We start from the raw sequence: 21,791 nt of genomic DNA, 5'->3' as shown, positions 1-21,791 counted from the left end.
TTTTCCTTTTAGCTCCAAACGAACCGACTCAATTAATCCTTTGACGGCCCATTTCACTGCACAATACGTAGACTCTTGCGCTTTAGGTTGTTGCGCGGATTAGGCTGACTTCATCAGCCTCCTCGACAGAATCAGAGCAAGGGATACAAGACCATGAATGCACCATAATGCTAAAGCAATCTTATTGGTCACTTTCGGATTCAAAATACCGCTGCCTTCGGGCGTGGCTAACTCACTTTTGGACAAAAGTGAACTAGACCTATTGCTCTGACTCGTTCTGTCAGATTAGGAAAAGTAGGTTGATTCCTTGATCATTTGTTAGGAAAAAATCCCACCAATTTTTAAAGATAACGTAGTAATTGCAACTAAAGTAGAAAGTATTGAGATCATAACAGGAACAAAAAATTTTTTATTCTCGGCTCTTAATGACGCAAGCACACTAACCATAAGTGGGTAATTAACACAATGCTTATCTTCACCTATTTTCAATACAAAGAAATTCACATTTGACCCATCGGAACGCTTATAACCATATTTCTCATCCATGTGATAATAAAGCCTTCCAAATACAATATCAGCCTCAGTTTTCAGATCAGAAGAGATATCTTCAATGTTGAGAGGAACAAATATTTTTGCTTTACGAATAGATTTATCGTTTTTGTATGATAAATAGTCATTTTTATATTTTTTATATATTAATTCTAATATTTCTTTATCAGTAGGAATATTCATACATTTCCTCTTTCTCCTAACTCCCTGTTAAGGGTTGAGCAACGCAATGCTAAAGCCGCCGCACACCACCTTAATCACTTAAACCAACGCATAGTAAAAATGCCACGCGTTGCGAATCCCTCTCGAACAGTTGGTTAAAGGTCACTTTTCCACGTATTGCTTAGACTCTTCACAAATCCAGCTATAGTGTTCTGGATTACTACTATAGCGGTAGTTATCGAGATAAAACTTTAACCTTTCAACTTTACCTAACTTATCCCTGTCAATGGCTGAAATAACTAAACCTCTTGAGATATTGTACTGTTTTTCATCTAATTTCTTAACATGAGATAGCGTTTGTGAAACTACGCCAAATGACTCAATCATCCGAGAGTTGTTTCTGTAAAACTCCGAACATGATAAGTACACATTTTCACCTCTCAAATAGGATTGATATGCTTGATCTTCTACTTCCGTGAGATGCTTTTCATTTGCGAGGGAGCTAATTAAATTATCTAACGATATTTTATGCTCGGATATTACTCTATCCAGCTTTGACTGCTTGCTTGACTCAATCACCTGCAAACCTAGAAACAGTATTGAAACAAGAGTAAATATAGGAGTTAGAATCCCACTGATATACGTACCAAAATTCGCAAAGTCTTGTGTTGTTGCATATTGATATAAATCATGAAATTTGAAAAAGTACGGAGCAATAGTAAGAATCACCGCTATCAGTAAAATGACTATCAACGTTCTAAGATGTTTCATTTATTCTCCTGACCTTTAACAGTGTCTTTTTAACAGACATTGTCTTCATAAAATACAGACGTCATAGCAGCAACATGCTGTTCTATAGGTCTTATTCTTCCTTCCACTCAAAAATTGCTGAACATGTCTGTATAATTATAAGTGCTCAACTAGACTCATAATCTGCCATTAGGATAAATAGGTCAATAACTGACTTAGGAAAGTGGTCAGGAGTCTTGAGCTAAGCAGTTTTGGGGCAGTTTTGCGTTACGATGATCTACCCCGCCAGCAAGCCGTTGGACAAAGGCGAGTTTGGCAGCCGCAAGCAAGTCTCTCTCAAAAAAGGCCGTTTGGCAGTATTGATTTATTGCTTAATGTTCCCAACTGCAAAACGTCGGAATCAAGATGAACCCTTTGTGATAAAATGCGTTTGAATAGATGATATAAAAATTAATTTAAAATAAAGGTATATTTTTTTTAATTAATCTGTATAGTGGTCTTTGCTCTGACACAGAGTTGTTTCAAGATAAAATATAAAGAAAGTTTTCCAGCGTCATCCCTAGCAAGTTTCTCTCTGTAATCTCCTTAATGCTCTATCCTAAAATAATACCTATGTTCAGTGCACCTTAATTTTAATTTTATAAGGGGCATAATATGTCTAATCAAGTAATTGGTACAGTAAAGTGGTTTAACGAAACTAAAGGTTTTGGTTTTATTTCTCAAGAAAATGGCGATGATTTATTTGTTCATTTCAGAAGCATTTTAGGCGATGGCTTTAAGAAGCTTATTGAAGGCGAGCAGGTTTCCTTTACTGTAGGTAAAGGTCCTAAAGGCCTTCAAGCAGAAAATGTAACGACTATTTAGTCTTACAATTGAATTTACACTGCCTCGTCATACGCCTGGCGAGGTAGTTGCTCTGACAAAGATTTGTTTCAAGATAAAATATAAAGATAGTTTTCCAGCGTAATCCCTAGCAAGTTTCTCTCTGTAATCTCCTTAATTACCTATCCTAAAAATACTTATGTTCAGTGCACCTTAATTATAATTTTTTATAAAGGGGCATAATATGTCTAATCAAATATTTAATAATGAGAATAGAAATAATAAAAACAAATCTATTCAAAATAAAGAAACATCAATACATAAAAAAATAAAGATGAATAGCCTTCTCCAAAGGATTGCTAATGGTGAGACTGGTGTTGTTTTGGAGGAACTACTTTGAAAAATCACGGTAGAAAGAAGATCTGGTTTAAGTTAAAAAAGTGCGAATCATACACTAAAAAAATTTTATTATATTGAATGTAAGGTTTGTACAAGGTTGCTCATAGAAAGACTATGCTCTTCAACAGATGAGCTTTGGGAATAGCAACCACGAAATATCTGGGGCACACATCACATTATGACAAGTGGAACGTTAAGTTGCTTAAACTGTAGGAGCGATGAAACATACTCGTAGTGCTCAGGTTTGTGAGATGAGGTAATAACCATTCTATGATGGTTTTTTGCCGTCCATACTCCTTGATAATCAGTTACTTGCCTAGTCCAGCTTTTAGGCAGAAACCAAGTCAGTTCGAACGTTTAAGCGTGAAACAATGCCATATTGAAAGCATCACACTACTACGTCTCCTCAAAAGGAATAGGACCATGCCGACCTAAAACACACCGTGATGGATAGCGAAACTATCTTCATGAAAAGTCTAACGAACGCCAAGCGCTCAGCTGAGCATCATGCGCCAGAGGGTGCAATACTAATTAAGATTAGAGATTTAATGGATCAGATGCTAAGTCGAATAACGCTTGATGATTGATGATAGCTGGGTAGATAGTTGTGAAGACTGACGTTGGTTAGCAATCATGATTCGTTTTTCGTAGTAGCCTTTGACACAGTTTGGATTGTTTGTCTGACAAGGTTTGCTCACGATTAAGTTGATCTCGTAAACCTGTCAGCATGTCTCGGTCCAAGTTGCTCAGCTTTTCGGAATGTAAGAGGAGTGTCGTATTGATAAGCTCAGAGAGGTTTCGTGAACTCATAGTCCCCACTCTTTATCCCACTTTTTTTGTTCTTCAATCTCTTCTATGCGTTTGCGAACACCCATTTTTTTCAACTCTTCTGGTATTCGTTTAATCCCTTTCTGATTAATACTAAATTGCTTCTGCTTTTGTGTCGCTTTAGGTGACTTACTCATATATCATCCTATTGATGCTAAGAAAGATGATTTTATTCAGATTAGAATAAAGCCATTTCAATTCATTATCTCTTATTAATGTATCGTTCCGCGTTTGCAAAAAGTTTATCGCATGCTTTTTTCTGTGCTAAATATTCTGATGAACTTTCAGTCATAGAGTCGAGAATTTCTTTCGCTTCTTGATATTCTTTTACCATCGCAGCGAATCGTTCTTCGAAGTTGTTTTTCTGTGTTTTCTTGCTTGATTTTCTTACTGGTTTTCTCATATTGCTTCTTATCTTATCGATCCCAAAATTTATTTTATTCGTATTTCGAACGTTCAGAATCTTTATTAAAAAATAAAGTAAAAAAGTCTCCTCGACAGAAGAGACTTTTTATAAATATCTTACACTAACGTAACATTATCCGCTTGAGGACCTTTGTTACCTTGTTCAACAACAAAAGAAACCTTTTGGCCTTCAGATAATGTTTTGAAGCCATCACTAACAATTGATTTGAAGTGAACAAATAGGTTAGAACCGCCGTTATCAGGAGTGATAAACCCAAAACCTTTGGATTCATTAAACCATTTTACTAAGCCTGTTGATTTATTTGACATAATATATCTCGATACATTGATTAAGTTAAAAAGAAAGCTACTAAATAAGGAATGAAGAAAAAGGTATCGCAGGATAAATATGACGAATTTAATCGAATAAAAACTGAGAAGATCTTGAACTAAATATTTTACGAATAGCTCATCGTTTGAGCTTCTAACACTATACACTATATGAACATAATAGATATCTATTTCTTGATTGATTTTTATTGTCCATAAAATCAATGACATAAAAAGTGAAAGGCTGAATTGAAATCAACAGCATCATTAAAAATAATTATTGCAAAACAGATATTCGATACAAGCATGATCCCTAATTCTAACTTTGAATGGGGCAAAACCAGCTTAGCGCAAACATCAACCCCGAATTTGATACCATCTATCAGACTCTTGAGCGACCGAACTGAATGACGGCTTTCTGGTGCTAACTTACTAATCAACAATATATTGCGACTCGCTATCCTAGACCTTTCTCAAACAACCACCTAGCTCCCTTCCTCTCCCAACTAGAAAAGCCCTCTCGGAAACCTCCTGCTAACACTTAGGGGGGAGCTTCAATCGTATTCTCTCCAAGACAATCAATATCGACTGTAGCGGTTAAAGGCAAAGGACACAGAGGAACACATCCTCTAGTAGAGGCTAAGGTTAAAAAAAACTCGTATAATTTAATACACGAGTTTTAGAAGCTTATGAAATTATAACTACTTACTGTTAATAGCCCCGATGAATAGCATGAACACACCAATAGCACACGCCACTAGTGGAAAGTTGATACAAAAAACCATAAAAAGGAGAACAAAAATAAGTTTAATCATACTGTGCACACTCTTATGAATTAAAGGCCACACATTTCATCAAACTCTTGAAGAATGTCGTATTTGATCATGGCATCAGCCCCTTTTTCTTGTCGATATGCTTTTATTAGGCCATCCACACAATCTTCACCGGTTGAGTACATATCTCTGTCACGACTGATTTTAATAACTCGCTCATAAGAAATCCCTCCCAAGCTAACCAGTTCATCGTAATCAAGTCCATCTAACCTATCCATCAAATCAGACTGTCGTTGAGGATCTAGTCTTATATCTCTACCAAAGTTTTGGCTACTTGAGCGTTGCGCTAGAGTTTGGACCTCTCCTCTAGTTAAGTTAGGTCGAGATTCAACGTAATCCAGAAGTATGATTCGATTAAATGCAACAGCAGCTAATTGTGCTTCATAATCACTATCTCTAGACTCAGCAACCTCCACAACAGAGTCAACCAGTGACTCGACAGAGCTACCATCAAGCTCAGGCTCAAACACATAATTAAAAAATGAGACAGGCCACATTACCCCCTCAGAAAAATGGTCCTTACCAAAACCTTCTGGACCATTAGTTGTAAACATTGAATAGCCTGTAACAACAAAAGCAATAGCCACGTACACACTTAATATATGCTTCATTCAAATACCTATAATTTTTTTTTAAACTTTCTCATATCTTACACATGAAAAATTTAAATTAATATTATATCTATCAAATTACAGGCATATAAATTAAGTCACATATTCACATGTGACATATAGACAGTATGTTTCAAGTAAAAACAGCCTCAGTATCTTGACCCAACGACAGATTGCGCATCTCACCCTGATTCTTAGCTAGACGAGCCTTGTCATTCACCGAGGTAACGGCTTTACCCAAATCACCACCAGAAAACGAGACAAAGCAGCTCATAATGCAATCAAGCAGTAACAAAGACCTGATCCCACTATAGGATCAGGCTCTCTATACCGCACATACAGTCAGACCAAATCGTTCACCACTACACTATCAGGGTAATACCATATTAAATCGGACCTCCTAGCGGAGTTATTTATATGTTTAGTTACACTCGATGAAAAACAGCACCGTTTTGAGACTTCCCATATCTGGTATGGGTTTCTACTTTCATCAATTGCCCCACTCCCCATACCACACATCAAAATCTCAAAAATCATAGTTCTGTCCCTCCCGCTTTCTACACAACCTTTTAACTCACACACCAAACCAAGACGGAGCCACACTCATCAGAGGATGAGCTCTGTGGTATAAAGAAGGTCGCATCACCCGCCAACAATGCACTTGGTTATAAGAGAACAACGATGAACAATGAAAACAAACCTAACCATGTTGAAGCCATAGATAAAGAACTCGACGAATACTTCCAAGCAGAAACCACCGACCAAACCACAGAATCAACCAGCATCGAACTCGACCAATTCCTCACTCAAGAGCAAACCGATGAATACTCAAGTAAAGCTGTCGATGATGAGCTCGACATCTACTTCGAGAATGAACAGCAGTCACCATGGCAAGCTCTCAAAGGTGATGATGAAGCGGTTCACATTGGTATAGACAGTGAGTACGTCTACAACGCCGAGGAAAACCGAAACGACATTCTGTCCTATCAGTATTATCTAATCGCAGGTGAACACCACATGAGTGATGTGGTACTTACCCCCGTTGCTGATGTTATCAAGAAATCCAGAGCTGCGAACAAAAGCCGTGAAGATGAACTGAAAGCGATTAATCGAATCAAGAAACCACGTAAGAAATTTGAAGAGTTCTTGGTTGAAGTACTCCAAACTGCAATGGGGCGCGGATTCATCACAGGATGGCCAAAGAAAATCTACATCTATGCCCACTACCTTAGAGCTGACATGGTGTCATTCGAAGCGTTCTGGGATACCAGTCAGAAAGCGAAACTGGAAGTCGTCAGAAGCACATTAACCTCCACGCGTGGCGCATACGGCATCGACCTAGACGCAGTGGGTAGAACCAAGCAAGCTTCAGAGCCCGTTCACTTTACAGACAAGAATGGAAAGAAACGTGAGAGCCGTGTCCGCTTTGTAGATACTTTACTACTTAGTCCGGGGCAAAGTGGACTTGATAATGCGGGAGAACTCATCGGCATACCAAAAGAAGTAATCCCAGCTCCATATCGCAAAGACCGAATGGATGAACTACTAGTAGAAAATGAGCCACTCTTCCTTCGTTACGCATTGAGAGACGCCGAAATCACCGTTAAGTACGGATTGGAAATGCAACGCTTCGCTCTTAACGACATCAAAGAATCATTAAAGGGTAAAATTCCAGAAGAACGGTTAGATAAACTTCAGTTTAAACATCTACCATCAACACTAGGTAACTTCTCAGTATCACTCTTCAAAGCACTCACAGGTGATAAAGACGATCTGAACCAAGCACTCGGTATGGAGACCAAAACGATTCAATACTGGAATCAAACAAAAGGTCGAGTCATGCAGAAGAAAGAAACTGTCATCACTGCTGGTCGTCGTATCTTCGAACAACTGGCAATAGACTGCTTCCATGGAGGTAGAAACGAGTGTTACGTGTTTGGTGGTGCAAACTTAGGTGATTACAACGATTTCGACTTGGCTACGGCGTACGTCAATGCCTTAATGGATATTAAACCTGTTTCGTTTGAGAGAAGCTTCACCTCAACAGACATCAATGATTATCTTGGTCACAAGATGGGATTTGCTTACGTTAAGTTTAAATTCCAAGAGCATACTAAGTTTCCATCTCTTCCAGTAAGAACGGACTTATACGGTCTGTACTACCCACTAGAGGGCTACTCTTACTGCACAGCACCTGAAATAGAAGTCGCATATAACATGGGGTGTGATATTGAAATTCAGTTCGGAGTGATCGTTCCATGGATTGAAGATAAAGAGCCACTTTTCAAAGGCTTTACGGAACTCATCCGCGAGCAACGTCAAAAGTATACAAATGAGGGCGATAAATTCAGAGAGAAGCTCTGGAAAGAGATAGGCAACACGCTATACGGTAAACTAGGGCAGGGACTGAAGGGAAAACGGGGCTTCAACTCATCAGATGGATTAAGTAAAAACATACCTCATTCTCCTGTTACCAATCCATATTTCGCAGCTCATGCGACAGGGTTCGTTAGAGCCGTTCTCTCAGAGCAATTAGCAGGGTTATCGACACAGGATGATAAAGGTAATCACGACGACGTTACCGTTGTGAGTGCCACAACAGATGGGTATCTCGTAGACTGTACTGAAGAACAACTCCATGTTTCAGGAACCATTAGCCAACGGTTCAGTAAGATATGCGAGCAAACGGGTGACGGTAAGATGATTAAGCATAAGCACCATGCTAAACAAATCATCGCAATGAAAACCCGTGGACAAATCACTGGTGAATATGGCGATACCGAACCTGTCATAGCAAAAGCAGGCGTTAAGCCACCAGAATCAGCCTTATCATCGGCAAAGGATGAAAATGCTTATATGGTCGAACTGTTCTTAGACCGCTACCCCGGACAGAAGATCCCAAACAACTCATTGATTTCACCTCGTGACATGTACCTTAAAGACATGGACTTGATAGAAATCCAACGAGAAAAGACGCTCAACTTAGAGTTCGACTTTAAGCGTAAACCCGTTAATCCTCGCATGACTAAAATCCGCCACCCTAAAGGTCACATCGTCGAGCATATCTACTTCGATACCGTACCTTGGAAGAACGAGCAAGAAGGACAACAGATTCGCGCATTGTTTGATGGATGGCGACGTGATAACTGCCTTAAAACAATGGAAGATTGGGAGAACTGGGTCGACTACAGCAAAACCAAACCACTACTGAAGGGATCATACATCAAGTATGAGGAAGGCGGTTCACAGGGTGCCCTGCTAAAACTCGCGTTAAGAGCTCTATCTAAAGAGAGCTACGGACTGACCAAAACCATTAATGGTAAGAAACTTACTCTCAAACAACTTACTGAACTGTTTAACAATGCAGGATTTAGGATTGCAGATAATGCCATTAGTAATTCACGAGACACAGCCTTCCGTCCTAACGTACTCGCTGCAACCCCAAGACTGATACCACTATTACGTTGGTTAATTGCAACGTTCCCTGACATGGAGATAGAACACTTTTTCCATAAAGACGAACTGGATGAAGTAAAAATGATGCTGAAGAACTCGTGATAGTTGGTAACGATAGCGGAAAACGTGAAGAGAACCGCTTACACAAAAATATATAAACAATTGATTTTAATAAATTATATCAACATAAATGGATGTTATATCTTGATAGGGGATTAGGTTAACGATTTCGTGATGGGATTACTGACGTAATCAGAGGGGAATTGCGTGGCCTAATTACACTATCAAGATACAACATCCATCTTTTAACTTAATGTTATGATTTATATACCATTATTCAGTCAGAACTAAGTTTACCTATCCTAATTTTTTTGGCTCTATTCAAGCTAAAAAAAGAGTGGGCGGTATCTAACCTCCATTCAAATGCATAAAATGTGATCAGTCCCACAAAAAAAATAACGCTAAAAATCTTGCTTTTCGCTGTTCAAAAAACATACCGCTACATATCTAACAGGCTCTTAAACCAATTATCCCGAGTGGATGAATACCCCTTTTTAGTAACAAGCAATTCGGTAATACCCTCGTTACACGCCTTTTAAACAACGATACGCCCCCTTGTAATCCACTTTTCATTTTTTCACTATAAAACACCCAACACCACAACTAAGGCATTGTTTTAAAAGACTTTTCAATATTGACCAAAAACCTAAAAGGGGCTTAAATGAGGGCTCTTTTTAAATATGGAGACAAGGAAAATGACTGAAGCAAACAAAGTACTAGAACTCCCTGAAAGTCGTCTAAATGGATTAACCGATGCCATAGTAAACGAGTTGTCGAACGCTGGTGCTGGTCGTGTTGTTGATAAGGAACAGTGTGAGCAAGCTCAGTACAATATTGGTTCTGCAATGCATGAAGCTAAGCAGCTCTTTCAAGGGAACAAGAATAAGTTCGGTAAATGGCGTGATGTAAATATTATCGGCAACGGTAAACGTACGGTAGATAAGCGCACGCTTACACGTTGGACTAGCTTATGTGAATTCGGAACGCTAGATGAATGCCGTAAAGTAGGATTTACCAACGTTTACAAGTTATCGAGTAAGCGCTATGCCCCTTTGCGTGAGCAAATTAAACAACACCTAGAACAAGACCCGGATGTTGAATCTGACACTATCAATGAAATGTTCAACGATTTTGCAACTCAGTTAAAAACAGAGAAGAAACAAACCAACTCCGTTGTGAATGATGACTTGGTTGACAAAGTATCGGAGCTGGAAGCTCGCCTCAAAGAGCTAGAGCAGGAGAATGCCAACCTACGTCAACAATTAGAAGGTCAACCCACTCTTGAAGCTGCGTAACTTGTTACCGAAACGACATTATGACGTTTCGGTTTTGCTATCGACTATTAAGGAACACCCATGGCAACCGAAGTAAAAAAGAACACGGTGAACTTATTCAGTGTCAAGTTACAGGTGTCAACGAGTATCTTGGCATCAATCAACATCACTGATGGAAATGTCAGTGTCAGAGCAGCGAGCGGTAAACAGCTAGCTCATTTAACTCTTAAAGATGAAGAAAGTGAGCAAAATCTCGATACGCTATTTGCTGACCTTGAGAAGCTTTGTATCCGAGACGCGAATTACTGGATAACCCTCCCAACAGGTAGTTGGGTGCGGAAAAACGCCATTCTAGGATATGAATGTCACCTTAGTGAAAAATATCAAGGACTTATCCTGAGAACTCAAGGTAACCGGATTCTTTCATTTATTCCCTGTGATGATCTAGATACACAGTTAATGATCAAACAGGAAATTCAGAAGGCTACAGCAGCCTCATCACCGTCCCGTCGTTACAAACCTAACTGGGACTTCCATCAAAGCGCAGTTTAACTGCATCTTTTACTTAACTATTGGAATATAAATTATGAACATGTCTATCTATGATTTAATCGTTAATGCTTTCACCGCTGAAGCAAATCGCACTAACCAGAACCGCCGAACTCGCCTTCGTGAGGTTCGTAAAGTTGGTCAGAATATCGAATCGAAAGGTGGCAAGATCCAACACTGGGATCAAATCCTTGATGAGCTTGAAACCGCTCTGGTGCACGACTATGACACTAAACGCGATTCTTTCGGTTACAAGGAGACAGCGAAGCGCTTGAAGCAGGTGATTAGCGAAGTCACTGGTCACTAACGTGTTACACGTTACTCTCACTGCTTAATAGTTTTTAATAGTACGTTTTTATCAAATAAATTGCCCAGACCTTAGCGATTATTTCATGCAAGAATTTCCATACCCTATCTGAAAGGTGTTTGTTGACGGACGTTAGCAAGCACCTTTCGACCTTCGGCTTTCCATTCTTGAAACGACATAATTTCAGCTCGAACCCACCAATAAAAAAGAAGCAGAGTCCCCCCTACTTCTTCCTATGCTCGAATTAGTCTTAGACATTGACTTCAGTTCGGTTTCTACCTTTCCTTTTCGCTTGATACAGTGCTGTATCTGCTTTTTGGATGGCCGCATGAAGTGACTCTCCACTTCCCGTCCAATGTGACACGCCAATTGAAACAGTTAAATTACCTATACTTGCAAATTTGTACTGTTCAACATGTTTTCTTAGCCTCTCAGCCTTTTCAAACGCATTTTCCACATTCATTTCAGCAAGGAAAATCATGAACTCTTCCCCACCTATTCGACATAGAATATCTGTCTTACGCGATTGCCATTTAATAAGATTAGAAAGTTCTTTTAAAACCTCATCACCAACACTATGCCCATAGGTATCATTCACTTTTTTAAAGAAGTCAATATCAATAGCCATAATAGAGAGAGGTCTATTGTCTTCTTTAAGTCTATCAAGAGCTTCTTCAAAACCTCTGCGATTAGTGAGTCCCGTCATGATATCAGTCAAACTATTGGAATGAAGCTTTTCTATTGTGTTCGAAACATCTGTGAATGTCTTAACAACAGACGACTTCAATAAAGACGCCTCAAAATACCAAGGTTTTATCTTATTAAAATCTACAGGCTCAGAGTCTTCCACGTTTGCTCTTTTGATTGAACGTGCCAACTGTGATAGGGGCTTAGATATGGTGGTAGACGTCACCCAAATCAGGATAAAAGTACACAGACTTAACGGCAGAGTTCGCACAAGTACGGAATATATTTGAGATTCTAATAAGTCAAAGCTAAGAGACTTGGCTCTCTGAACGATAATCCCCCAACCAGTACTATTTACAGGTGAAAAACCAGCGAGCACTTCTTCGCCAAAATAGTTAACAGCTTCAAAGCAGCCTTCTTTACCTTCAAGTACCAAGTTAACTACATCAACATTCTCAGCTAGTTTTCCAGTGAGTGCTTGATCAGGGTGATAAATTATGGTCTTTCCACTATCAACTACATACAGGTATGACCCATCACTGTGACTATGTTCATCGAGAAGAGACTTTAGTACATTATTATCTTTGAGATAAATAGTGCCACCGACGTAACCTAGATATTCCTTATTGGGAGAAAAAATAGGGTATGAAATGCAAATCAAGTAGTTTCCTTTAGGTGAAATAAAAGGCTCAGTAATGAAAGGAATTTCCTTTCTGAGGGAGTTGATAACTGCTTCATTTTTTAACAGCACCCCTTCCACATCACTGACGTTTCGTGAAGTTGACACGATAACGCCTTCGCTATCCACTAAAACGGTTGAGTTAAATAAACCAGCTTGTTCTTGCAATCGATTCAGTTCTTTCTTTATAAGTTCTTTATTTACAAAGTTACTTCCTAAAATATCGGCTGTGTACTTAACTTGTTGCACTGCTGATTCAGTAAAGACCTCCGTTACCTCTGCCATTTTCTTAGCGTAGGTATAATTTTTTTCCATGGTTTCACTGATAACATGATGACGCTGAACCTGGTAAATTGAGAAAAAAGCATTAAGTAATGTTATAGACACACTTAAAACACAGATAATGAGAATTAGTTCTCTGAGGTTCAGTGTTTCTTTATTGATTCCAAGCATAAATTTGGAGATCTCCTATGTGAGAATCCATTGTCACAATTTATAGATTATTGCTTACTTATAATCCTGACAATGAGAGCAAAATCAAGGAAAAGAAGTAGGCACCCCTACTTCTTTTTTAATTGCAGTTCAAGTTCGTCTAGAACACCTCCCATAAGGGCACCTGCGACAAACCCGATCGCTCCACCGAGAACGACGCCCTGTGGACCATAGCGGGTACCGAGTGTGGCACCGTACTTCGCGAATCGAACGCCTGTTGACGCGCTAGGCTTAAACCAGCGCTGTTGATGGTTAGAGTGAAAATGTGTCTTCGCCATAATGTTTTTTCCTTTCCTATAGATACAGAAAAGGGCGATACCTTTCGATACCGCCCTTGTTGATAAGCCTAATTTAGTGATGGGACTTAATCATCGTCATCATCAGCCATGAAGTCGCCGCCGAGCCAACCATCGTCGCCCGGCTCCATATCGAAGTCCTGACTGAAGCCAGAATCTTCTGTGCCATCATCATAGTCACCTTGGTCTTCTGTCCAACCGCCCATAACGAATACTCCTTCTTAGCTGTAATCCATTGCGCCACATGTATCGCATGACCCACCCTTAGTGACCCAACCGGGACAACCTAAAGAGCGGCATGAATAGCCAGATGTCATAAGTGGCTTAATGAATGTCACTTTCATTTTTGTTTTTCCTTCAATTGACGTTGTAGTGAAACTACGTTGTGTAGTATCCCATTGCCACTGGACAGGATGTGTCCAGTACGGCAGAAATATTTTAAAACTCTGTGTAGTCATTGCCCTGCCTTATCCGATGAAAGCTATGCCAAATCTAAGTGCGTGACGGTTAGAAACATTTAAAAATGTTTTGCCCTCAACCTGTCCAAGGGAAACCGTACGCTAGTAGCATGAGCGATAAGAGTGAAAAGCTAGCTTTAAGGCTAGGTGACATATTGACGAGATTGTTTATGGGAGAAGTGCTCTCCCCTGAGCAGTTGGTCGCGGATTATCAGGTAAGCGAGAAAACCCTGAGACGCGATTTCAATGAAAGGCTAGTCAACGCTCCGATTATCCGCACCAATGAGGGTTATCGGTTAGATCCGGTAACTCGAAATAATGGTAATGCAAATATCAACAAGGTACTTCACGATACGGGGTTGTCCGCGCTACTACCGAATAACTACAAGTTCAACGGTCACACCCCCGTTCTGTTTAAGAGCCCACGCTCAGAACCCATCGAGAAGTTCGATTCACTGTTTAGACAGTTGACCGAAGTTATCACCACTCACTCTGTTATTGACCTTATCTACAATGGCAAAACGTTTGAATCTGTCCATCCCTATCGTTTGGTGAATGACCGTGGTATCTGGTTCCTCGCCGCGACGTACAGTGACCAGTTACATTCGTACCGATTACCGAATATTTCACGGATTCACCGCCGGGAAGATAAATACAAACCGAGTCAAAAGGTCCACGAGGAGATACATAAACAAGGGATGGAGTGGCTAACTCCGGATGATGCTGAAGTGCTTGTACAGGTTGATAGGGAAGTAGCTCCGCGCTTTCTTGAAAGTATGATTCTTCCCCACCAGCAGCTATTGAAAGAACTGAGTGACGGTAGTTTGTTGGTTAGCAGTCGAGTATCGAGATTGAGCGATATCTTGCCCTTGTTGAAGTCTTGGATACCTCAAGTCGAGGTTCTCTCCCCTGTCAGTCTCAAGCTTGAACTGATACGCGATCTCCACGCCACATTGGATCGTTACAAGTAGTCGACACGTTTCAGACTACCGAAACCGATCAGCTTACTGAGCAATTAGATCATGATGATCCAAATGCTTTATTTGCTGTACGTAAGTATTGTGTCATGACGTTGCCACGTTAATTAATGACGCCCTAGCGTTCCCTCTAGAAGCACAGCTCCAAGACAACAAAGAACACCGACATAATGTCGTTTCACTACGCTGCTACAGACAGTCCTACCCATGAACTTGTCACTATGTACCGATTTTGAGCTTACCTATGCTGAATAAGGGGAAGGGGTAATTTAGCGAAACCTCAAACCGATACCGCGCAAGGGAAAACTCAAAATGATGCCATTTTTCGTCATTAATTAGCAAACACTAAAATAACTCCGGTAGGAGAAGTAATTTAATAGGGGTATTACCATGATGTCTGATGCACGAACTCTGCTCCAAATCGCTCAGTCCAGTCCGTATCTCTACCTAGTTGATATCGCTAACTTGTTAAGCTTCACTGCCGTTGGCTATCTACTGGGTATGATGACTGGATAAACAGAACCATGAATTGAACTTGTCACTATAGATCCCGGTGACAAGTTCCTTTTGTTACACCTAGCCTGTTTTAACTAGCTTCTGAAAATAGGTGAAAAATTTGAGTAAAAGTTCATTTGTGTCAATCCATTCACGAATATCGTTATAAATCTATCAGTTAGACTAGTGTTTTATAAGTGAAGCATGTTTAATCCGCGTATCGAAACCAAAACAAAATAGGTACAAAAACATGTCTATTTCATTCAATAAAACAGAGCATCTACTTAACGACTGTCAAAGTGAGAAAATTGCCAAGTGTGCGGCAGCAGCTTGGGGACATGAAGCAACAATGGGAACTCAAATGTTTTTCGCAGAGTCGGATCACTACTCGATTCAGATGGCAGAAGAGCATTTGGAAAACCCAGAAAGCCAAGAAGTTATCTTCATTGAATTTCTAGCTTACAGCGACCATGAAAAGTCACGCACATCTGCGGTTGTTTACGAGAAAGAAGACCTCGTAATGCTTTGTCATTGGTTTTCACTTGGGGATGATGAGGAAGAATATTTTGAGCCTGGATACCCTATGACCACTTCCGGATTCTTCAGCTACCTGAACTCTCTACCAAATATAAAGAGACATGTTCACCCATCTGCACTAGATGACAAGTATCAGCTAGGGTTGTCTCTACTGGACGAACTAAGTCAGTAAGTTATACCTAATTCTGTTTGCACGGGAATAAATTGGATAAGTTGTCATTTCGTATGGCAACGTTGAAAATGCCCAAGTTTTCGAGCCAAACTACGAACATAAGATTAAGGGGCGCCTCTCGTCGCATAATAAGGGCTAGCCTTTACCCCTAGCAGCAGAGATAGCATCAGACAAATCATTCTCTCGGTATTTTATATAGGCTTCCCACCCCTTACTGCTCCCATTGCTTCGACATAGCAATGGGAGCTTTTAATAACAAAACACCAGTGTAAACCAACCAAACTCGTTAAAATTAACGCTCCCTTCCATGGTGTTTTCACCGTTCATTGCAATCCAGCAACTTCATCCCCTTTGAATCCCGAAGGCAACGGATTGGGTAAACGTTGCTAAAACTTGCCCCAATGAAAAAAGCTTCCCATCACACCATGACGAACATGGGACAATGGGAAGCCTTAGTGTCACTAGGAAGTGAGTCGACTATTTTATTGTACATACATGGTGCTTTCTACTTGGTTTGTTGCCGATGGACTAATCCACAGTGACTTTTATTTCATCGAACACGCCCATTTCGACGTAGCTAAGAAAGTTGGATTCCCACATCGAGTAGAACTCCATTACCTCACTACTTGTTATCGGCAGCTCCGGAACATAGGAAAAACTCGCTGTTCCAGATGAGAAGTTAAAATCCACATCTTTAACCAGTTCGGGATAAGGACCAGCGCAATACGCAAAGTCCGTGATGTAATCAAAGATCCACTGGTCGTAGAGGCGGACAAGCCTGATTTCAACAGGGTGCCAACCGCCGTTTTCCGAACTGTAGGATGAATCTCGGAAGTTGATCACAACCGATTGGATCATGGGTGTCCATTTACCTGATTCGCTGATCACTCGGTTTAAAGCATCTTGAAGACTAGTTGATATCGGTAACAAAAGGCGCTCAGTATCAAAGACTAATTTCATAATAAAATCTCATTTAAATTGTCAGGGAAGCACTCTTGCTAAGTGCTCAGTATGAAAGCCAGAGTTGGCTTGGATGGTAATGGGTAATGTGGTTTTGGGGTTATTTCGCTTTGGTTTCAGCGTCCACGAGAGACAGCAACTCATCACGACGTTGCTCGTAGTCTGGCGCTAGAACGTGGAGAAACACTGACTTCTCCGACTGGATGATAAGACCAAGCTCCCTACAGCAAGCTGCCATAAAACCCGCGTTGTTCGCTGACTGTCCAGAAAATACACACTTCAGCACAGAGCTCTTGAACGGCTTATCACCCTGCACGTCTAGAACAGCGGTGATATCTTTAAGCGGGATCATCTCTTTACTATGCAGTCCAGAGCCCTGATTTCCAGTCATACGGATATAGGGTTCGTTTTCCTCGTCATGTAAGGCGATTTCATAGAACACATGGTTCTCCGTTTTCGGACTTAACTTCTTCGCTTTACCCTCGCGCACGATATGAGTGAAAGGGTCTACTGGTTGATCGTCAGTGACCGTGACTTGTTCATTGCCTTCTACAGCTTCAGGTTGAACTACTTCTTCTTTTTGATTGGTTTTGCGTGCCATAGGGCACCTCCTTTAAGTTGGAATTGTTCAGGTTTAATTTGGTTTTAAGATTCAGCTTGGTCAGCTAACTTGGCGACAGGGAACGTTAGACTGTTCAATGGGGCACAGCAGTACACACCACCACCTTCCATGGTCACGATGGCAACCGCTAAAAGCCAAGGACAGTCATCATCGTTTAACAACAGCACCCATTCAGGGTAGTTAGTAACAAAGCGAAGAAAGTGCAGATCTTCCTCAGACTCTTCATTCAGTTTTTCGTTGGTATCCCCTTCCTCAACTAAGTACAAGGTCGTACCAACTTCATCCCAGAATGCTTTTGTACTTTCTTCATCACCGAATGGCTCTATCAGGTGCTCTAGCAGTTTTGCTTTCACACCATCCGGCATTGGCAGTGATTGAATATCTTCAAACTTGTTTACTGTTTTCATTTCTAATCTCCGTTTAATAATGAAAAAGCCCCTGTTTAGCTCATCGCTAAACAGGGGCTTTTCTAATGTCATTTCCAAATTAACTGGTTAAACCTAACTTCTTCATTCCCAGCGTATCTCTGGCTTCGCAGTCACCATATCCGATAAACGAGAACCTATTTCCCGCCTACGACCTACAGTCAACTTCGAATAACGTCTAGAACTTGATAGGTCAGAATGGTTGAGCTGCTTAGCGATATCATGCAAGGGGACACCTTGAGAGGCTAATAGACTCCCCACAGTATGACGAGCACTGTGCAGAGTTATGTTCGCCTTATCTCCAGGTATATCGGGCAATCCCATCTTCGCCTTGATCACTTTCAAGGCATGTCTAGCTGGACTAATAGGTTTCCCTTTGCGACGTCCAGCAAAGATATAAGGATTATTTGTTACCTTGGGTAGCGACTCCAAAATCTGAACCATGTAATCACTCAGGAAAATAATGTGACTACTACCATTTTTGGTTCGATCAATATAAAGAGTTTGCTCTTCCCAAGAGATGTCATTCCACTTGCGAAATCTCAACTCCTTATCGCGTAGTCCTGTCAAAAACAACAACGCTAAAAACGCTCCAGTCTGTTTATCTGAGTAGTTGAGTGCGTGGTCAACGAACTCCTTGAGCTGAGATTCTGAAAGGTAGCCCGTACGTTCGTTGTCTACGCGTAATAAACTAACCTTGTCAGCGATAAGCGGGGCACCCAACAGTTTGTAAGCTTGTCTATTCACCGTCTTAAGTAATGCCAATACACGATTAATTGTTGCTAGGGCATAAGGTTTACCCGTCGTTTTACTGATCGCTTCTTGCATTACCATTTGTACTTTGACTATATGAGCAGCAGTCAGTTCATTGATGGGTATGTGATGTATTAACTTTGCGTGTTGATTAAATCTAGCGACATCATCTTTCCAGCTACGTTTTTGCTTCGCTAGGGGTAGATAAACTTCGTTGAAGAAACGTTCCAGTGTCATTGCCTTATCGACAGATTGATTGTCACGTTCTAACTTCGGATCTATACCTTCAAGAATTTGCTGGCGATACTTTTTGGCTATCTTACGTAACGTGAGGATATCGGTTTCGGGATGTTTACCTAAACTAATAGACGCTTTCTTACCTGTTACCGGACTAGTATAACGAAGAAGGAAGCGTTTCCCGCCAGACTTACCCACTAAGCAGCGAACGCCAGTAGGTAAACCACTGTCTTTCATAGCGGATAAGTTGACTTCGTAATCAGCGAATTTGGCGGTTTTAGGATTGGGTTTAAGGTTGTTTAGGAAAGTGGTGGTGAGACGTTTTGACTTACTCATTTAACCTCCTGAATATGCTGGGTTATTCAGGAAGTTAATATATTATCGAATATAATTTTATTACGGAAAAGACAAGTTAGAGAACTAGATATTTACCTAAAACATTGAAATTACTACTGATAGTGGCATTTTTTTTGAAAAAAAATAACCTTCTATTTGGAATGTAAAAACGATTCCTGCTCTCTGCCCTGTCTGAATGCTTCACTCAACTGTTTTTTTATCGAATCTGATGACTCGATAATTTCAAAAATTTTCTCGTGCTTATTCTCAGCAGAAATCTGGTGCGCTTGTTCGGCATCAAGTGTAATACTACGTCTTAAATCCCTGACACTCTTGTCAATATCAACATTGAGCCCCAGTTCTTGCATCATTTTAACTCTATTCTTAATAGATTGAGTTTTAGCTATAAATACAGAGGTTTTGATTAGACATTCGTTATCCGTAAGGTTCATATTCTCCCAAAACGAAACGGCTTCATTAGTAAGTAAGGATAGCTCATTCATAACAGCAGACTTTCTCGCAAACATCTCATTGCGACTGGCTATTTTTTTGCCATTTTTATAAATAACTTCCCATCCAACCATTACTAGCATGGCTGACATGATAAATATCATTAAGCTAACAATGATGCTAGCAATAGCAGACTCTGTCACCTACCTACACCTTTAACGACTGTCGATGCCATTGTTCTTCGATATAATCCCAAATTTCTTCTCTGTAATCCTCGTCTGCGGTTTCAATAACTAAACGCTCTTTCACTTGGGCATAGGTAATTTGCTTACGTAGTAAACCTGCGAAAGCTTCTTCCAAAAAGCTACTGCCATAGCCTCTTGATACACCATCAAGGTATACAATAATTTTTCCCTGTTCTTCGTTAAAGGCTGGAATCAGGAACTCATCGCGAAAACGCTCGCCTGAAAATTTGCCATCAGATTTAAACCGCCCAAAAGGCTTTTCTGAGAAATCCAAAGCAATGTCAATTCTCATTTTCATCCTCACTTTGTTAAGTCGAAACACCAAGCGACTAGGGTTCCAGGAAATGGTGTTGGTATATCAGCACACTCTGGGATTGCATTCTGAGAACCGTATTTGTACAAACCATAACGACTCAAAACGATAAGTATATCATTTTCATCTTTTTCAACTGGTTTTTTAATATTGTCAGAACCTTTACCACGCCAGTTTAAGCCAGTCGAGGATACACCAGAGGTCATCGCTCTTTCGATAATACTACTATCATTTCCGTATACAGTCTTAAGGCTTCGTGGGATAGTCAATCCTCTGTCACAGATCACAAAAATGAACTGTGACTTATCGGAGTTAAATGCAGCGTACTGCCACCATCTAGGAATGCTGCCTGTCTCTGCATATGCATGCTGTACTATATTAAGAACAGCCTCGTTGATCGCTTCTTTCAACCTTTTTGGTACAACGCTTAAGTCTAAGGAATCAATCATAGGTTCTAGATGCTTATCAGGATCAAAGCCACTCCTGAATTTAGAGTTTGTATCCCATAGTCGATCCAGTTTTCGCTTTCCTCCTGGTCGAATAGCATCCCAAAGACCACTTCTGTAGACTAAGTTCCTCGTGGACTGTTTAGTTGGCATCTTAAAAACAAACAGATCATCAAACCCTGTCACAATTTGGTTTGATGTAATTACAGAAAAAAGAGCAACAGCACCAGATGCCGAAAATGATTGAACGAACGTTAAGTCAATCAATATTTTCGAGTAATTTTTAGCTACATTATCAATCGTTTTAATCATTGCTAAAAAGTCATCGCGGTATTTTTCGTCATATACGCACAAGACTTCGGGTGCCGTAATACTTAAGACATCAACCCCTCGATGTTTAATAAACTCAGTTACATAATGCTGCATATCACATTCCCATCCCTGAAGAACACAAACTAAACCTACACTAACCAACTGAATTGTCAAACAAAACACTTCTCTTAGAACAACGTAAACTCACCATGATTTGACCATGTTTCTTGAGCTTAATTTAGGCTAGTAATGCTGAGCTGATAGGAAGTTTAGGAATAGAAAATGTTGTATTACTTGGGTTAGGTAAGATAGTGAATAGGTTAGATATGAACCATGTATGCACCATAGTTCGGTATGACTTTAGTTTATTACAGACATAAAAAAAGCCGCTTTAATTAGCGACTTCTTAGCAATGCTTTGGTGATAAAACTTTTATTTTTAGTGTAACGACTTGATTTAAAACTTTTTTTGAATCCGTCGTGTATACCAATTTCACCACACCGGCATCTTTGGGCTATTGCCCTTTGATGGTTGGCATTATACGTAAGCTTTTGACCTGCGCAA

The 21,791-nt window shown here is 40.2% G+C and carries 26 protein-coding genes and 1 pseudogene; 9 read left to right on the top strand and 18 right to left on the bottom strand.

Annotation, left to right across the window (positions count from 1 at the left end):
* The 3 genes and pseudogenes from IQP38_RS02620 to IQP38_RS02610 form a co-directional block, all read right to left on the bottom strand.
* Window positions 1-99 (bottom strand): annotated as a pseudogene (locus IQP38_RS02620) (short-chain dehydrogenase); the annotation flags it as partial.
* A 219-nt stretch (window positions 100-318) separates the two neighbouring features.
* Entirely contained in the window at window positions 319-732 is a 414-nt protein-coding gene (locus IQP38_RS02615) for a hypothetical protein (protein WP_140054595.1), read from the bottom strand.
* Window positions 733-873: 141 nt separating this feature from the next.
* Window positions 874-1,482: a hypothetical protein gene (locus IQP38_RS02610; RefSeq protein WP_025767087.1), complete on the bottom strand. Its 609-nt coding sequence runs from the start codon at window positions 1,480-1,482 to the stop codon at window positions 874-876.
* Between the two features lie 633 nt (window positions 1,483-2,115).
* Here IQP38_RS02610 and IQP38_RS02605 point away from each other — a divergent pair.
* Together IQP38_RS02605 and IQP38_RS02600 are read left to right on the top strand one after the other, a co-directional pair.
* Entirely contained in the window at window positions 2,116-2,325 is a 210-nt protein-coding gene (locus IQP38_RS02605; RefSeq protein WP_005380677.1) for a cold-shock protein, read from the top strand.
* A 202-nt stretch (window positions 2,326-2,527) separates the two neighbouring features.
* Complete coding sequence (locus IQP38_RS02600; protein WP_020196713.1) at window positions 2,528-2,683, top strand: hypothetical protein; 156 nt, start codon at window positions 2,528-2,530, stop codon at window positions 2,681-2,683.
* Between the two features lie 805 nt (window positions 2,684-3,488).
* Here the strand turns inward: IQP38_RS02600 and IQP38_RS02595 are convergent.
* From IQP38_RS02595 to IQP38_RS02580, 4 genes are all read right to left on the bottom strand, one after another.
* Window positions 3,489-3,647: a hypothetical protein gene (locus tag IQP38_RS02595; RefSeq protein ID WP_180760439.1), complete on the bottom strand. Its 159-nt coding sequence runs from the start codon at window positions 3,645-3,647 to the stop codon at window positions 3,489-3,491.
* A gap of 65 nt (window positions 3,648-3,712) precedes the next feature.
* Window positions 3,713-3,913, bottom strand: coding sequence for a hypothetical protein (locus IQP38_RS02590; protein WP_020196715.1), 201 nt, complete (start codon window positions 3,911-3,913; stop codon window positions 3,713-3,715).
* A gap of 119 nt (window positions 3,914-4,032) precedes the next feature.
* A complete protein-coding gene (locus IQP38_RS02585; protein WP_193837287.1) occupies window positions 4,033-4,245 on the bottom strand; it encodes a cold-shock protein in 213 nt (70 codons plus the stop codon).
* Between the two features lie 835 nt (window positions 4,246-5,080).
* Entirely contained in the window at window positions 5,081-5,689 is a 609-nt protein-coding gene (locus IQP38_RS02580; protein ID WP_193837286.1) for a hypothetical protein, read from the bottom strand.
* A gap of 681 nt (window positions 5,690-6,370) precedes the next feature.
* Between IQP38_RS02580 and IQP38_RS02575 the strand changes: the two genes are divergently transcribed.
* The 4 genes from IQP38_RS02575 to IQP38_RS02560 all read left to right on the top strand — a co-directional run bounded on the left by IQP38_RS02575 (window position 6,371) and on the right by IQP38_RS02560 (window position 11,335).
* Window positions 6,371-9,247: a DNA polymerase gene (locus IQP38_RS02575; RefSeq protein WP_193837285.1), complete on the top strand. Its 2,877-nt coding sequence runs from the start codon at window positions 6,371-6,373 to the stop codon at window positions 9,245-9,247.
* Window positions 9,248-9,900: 653 nt separating this feature from the next.
* On the top strand, window positions 9,901-10,500 hold the full coding sequence (locus tag IQP38_RS02570; RefSeq protein WP_193837284.1) for a hypothetical protein: 600 nt from the start codon (window positions 9,901-9,903) through the stop codon (window positions 10,498-10,500).
* Between the two features lie 60 nt (window positions 10,501-10,560).
* Entirely contained in the window at window positions 10,561-11,031 is a 471-nt protein-coding gene (locus tag IQP38_RS02565) for a hypothetical protein (protein WP_193837283.1), read from the top strand.
* A 34-nt stretch (window positions 11,032-11,065) separates the two neighbouring features.
* Window positions 11,066-11,335, top strand: coding sequence for a hypothetical protein (locus IQP38_RS02560; protein ID WP_025534411.1), 270 nt, complete (start codon window positions 11,066-11,068; stop codon window positions 11,333-11,335).
* 250 nt (window positions 11,336-11,585) lie between these two features.
* Here the strand turns inward: IQP38_RS02560 and IQP38_RS02555 are convergent, their stop codons facing one another.
* The 4 genes from IQP38_RS02555 to IQP38_RS26890 all read right to left on the bottom strand — a co-directional run bounded on the left by IQP38_RS02555 (window position 11,586) and on the right by IQP38_RS26890 (window position 13,833).
* Window positions 11,586-13,154, bottom strand: a complete 1,569-nt coding sequence (locus tag IQP38_RS02555; protein WP_193837282.1) for a sensor domain-containing diguanylate cyclase — start codon at window positions 13,152-13,154, stop codon at window positions 11,586-11,588.
* Between the two features lie 107 nt (window positions 13,155-13,261).
* Complete coding sequence (locus IQP38_RS02550; RefSeq protein ID WP_193837281.1) at window positions 13,262-13,471, bottom strand: hypothetical protein; 210 nt, start codon at window positions 13,469-13,471, stop codon at window positions 13,262-13,264.
* 86 nt (window positions 13,472-13,557) lie between these two features.
* Window positions 13,558-13,695 (bottom strand): hypothetical protein, encoded by a 138-nt coding sequence (locus tag IQP38_RS02545; protein WP_023585706.1) that lies wholly within the window; start codon window positions 13,693-13,695, stop codon window positions 13,558-13,560.
* 15 nt (window positions 13,696-13,710) lie between these two features.
* Window positions 13,711-13,833 (bottom strand): hypothetical protein, encoded by a 123-nt coding sequence (locus IQP38_RS26890; protein WP_256895275.1) that lies wholly within the window; start codon window positions 13,831-13,833, stop codon window positions 13,711-13,713.
* Window positions 13,834-14,012: 179 nt separating this feature from the next.
* On the opposite strand from IQP38_RS26890, the gene IQP38_RS02540 reads away from it, so the two are divergent.
* The 3 genes from IQP38_RS02540 (at window position 14,013) to IQP38_RS02535 (ending at window position 16,128) form a co-directional block, all read left to right on the top strand.
* Window positions 14,013-14,918 (top strand): helix-turn-helix transcriptional regulator, encoded by a 906-nt coding sequence (locus IQP38_RS02540; RefSeq protein WP_193837280.1) that lies wholly within the window; start codon window positions 14,013-14,015, stop codon window positions 14,916-14,918.
* Between the two features lie 396 nt (window positions 14,919-15,314).
* A complete protein-coding gene (locus IQP38_RS26885; protein ID WP_265575734.1) occupies window positions 15,315-15,440 on the top strand; it encodes a hypothetical protein in 126 nt (41 codons plus the stop codon).
* Between the two features lie 229 nt (window positions 15,441-15,669).
* The gene (locus IQP38_RS02535) at window positions 15,670-16,128 is read left to right on the top strand and encodes a hypothetical protein (RefSeq protein ID WP_193837279.1); all 459 of its coding nucleotides are present in this window, start codon (window positions 15,670-15,672) and stop codon (window positions 16,126-16,128) included.
* A gap of 528 nt (window positions 16,129-16,656) precedes the next feature.
* Here the strand turns inward: IQP38_RS02535 and IQP38_RS02530 are convergent.
* The 7 genes from IQP38_RS02530 to IQP38_RS02500 all read right to left on the bottom strand — a co-directional run bounded on the left by IQP38_RS02530 (window position 16,657) and on the right by IQP38_RS02500 (window position 21,341).
* Window positions 16,657-17,088, bottom strand: a complete 432-nt coding sequence (locus tag IQP38_RS02530; RefSeq protein WP_130248523.1) for a DUF2787 family protein — start codon at window positions 17,086-17,088, stop codon at window positions 16,657-16,659.
* A 100-nt stretch (window positions 17,089-17,188) separates the two neighbouring features.
* A complete protein-coding gene (locus IQP38_RS02525) occupies window positions 17,189-17,689 on the bottom strand; it encodes a hypothetical protein (protein WP_193837278.1) in 501 nt (166 codons plus the stop codon).
* A 44-nt stretch (window positions 17,690-17,733) separates the two neighbouring features.
* Window positions 17,734-18,117 carry a hypothetical protein gene (locus tag IQP38_RS02520; protein ID WP_193837277.1) on the bottom strand — a complete coding sequence of 128 codons (384 nt, stop codon included), beginning with the start codon at window positions 18,115-18,117 and terminating at the stop codon, window positions 17,734-17,736.
* 102 nt (window positions 18,118-18,219) lie between these two features.
* On the bottom strand, window positions 18,220-19,461 hold the full coding sequence (locus IQP38_RS02515) for a tyrosine-type recombinase/integrase (RefSeq protein ID WP_193837276.1): 1,242 nt from the start codon (window positions 19,459-19,461) through the stop codon (window positions 18,220-18,222).
* A gap of 152 nt (window positions 19,462-19,613) precedes the next feature.
* Complete coding sequence (locus tag IQP38_RS02510; RefSeq protein WP_167415464.1) at window positions 19,614-20,114, bottom strand: hypothetical protein; 501 nt, start codon at window positions 20,112-20,114, stop codon at window positions 19,614-19,616.
* 4 nt (window positions 20,115-20,118) lie between these two features.
* Entirely contained in the window at window positions 20,119-20,448 is a 330-nt protein-coding gene (locus IQP38_RS02505) for an STAS-like domain-containing protein (RefSeq protein WP_161453718.1), read from the bottom strand.
* Between the two features lie 8 nt (window positions 20,449-20,456).
* Window positions 20,457-21,341 carry an ATP-binding protein gene (locus tag IQP38_RS02500; protein ID WP_161453717.1) on the bottom strand — a complete coding sequence of 295 codons (885 nt, stop codon included), beginning with the start codon at window positions 21,339-21,341 and terminating at the stop codon, window positions 20,457-20,459.
* Window positions 21,342-21,791 lie beyond the last annotated feature (450 nt).

The organism is Vibrio sp. OPT41, from assembly GCF_015163595.1.
GTDB lineage: Bacteria > Pseudomonadota > Gammaproteobacteria > Enterobacterales > Vibrionaceae > Vibrio > Vibrio alginolyticus.
This window is presented reverse-complemented; position numbering and strand designations above follow the sequence as displayed.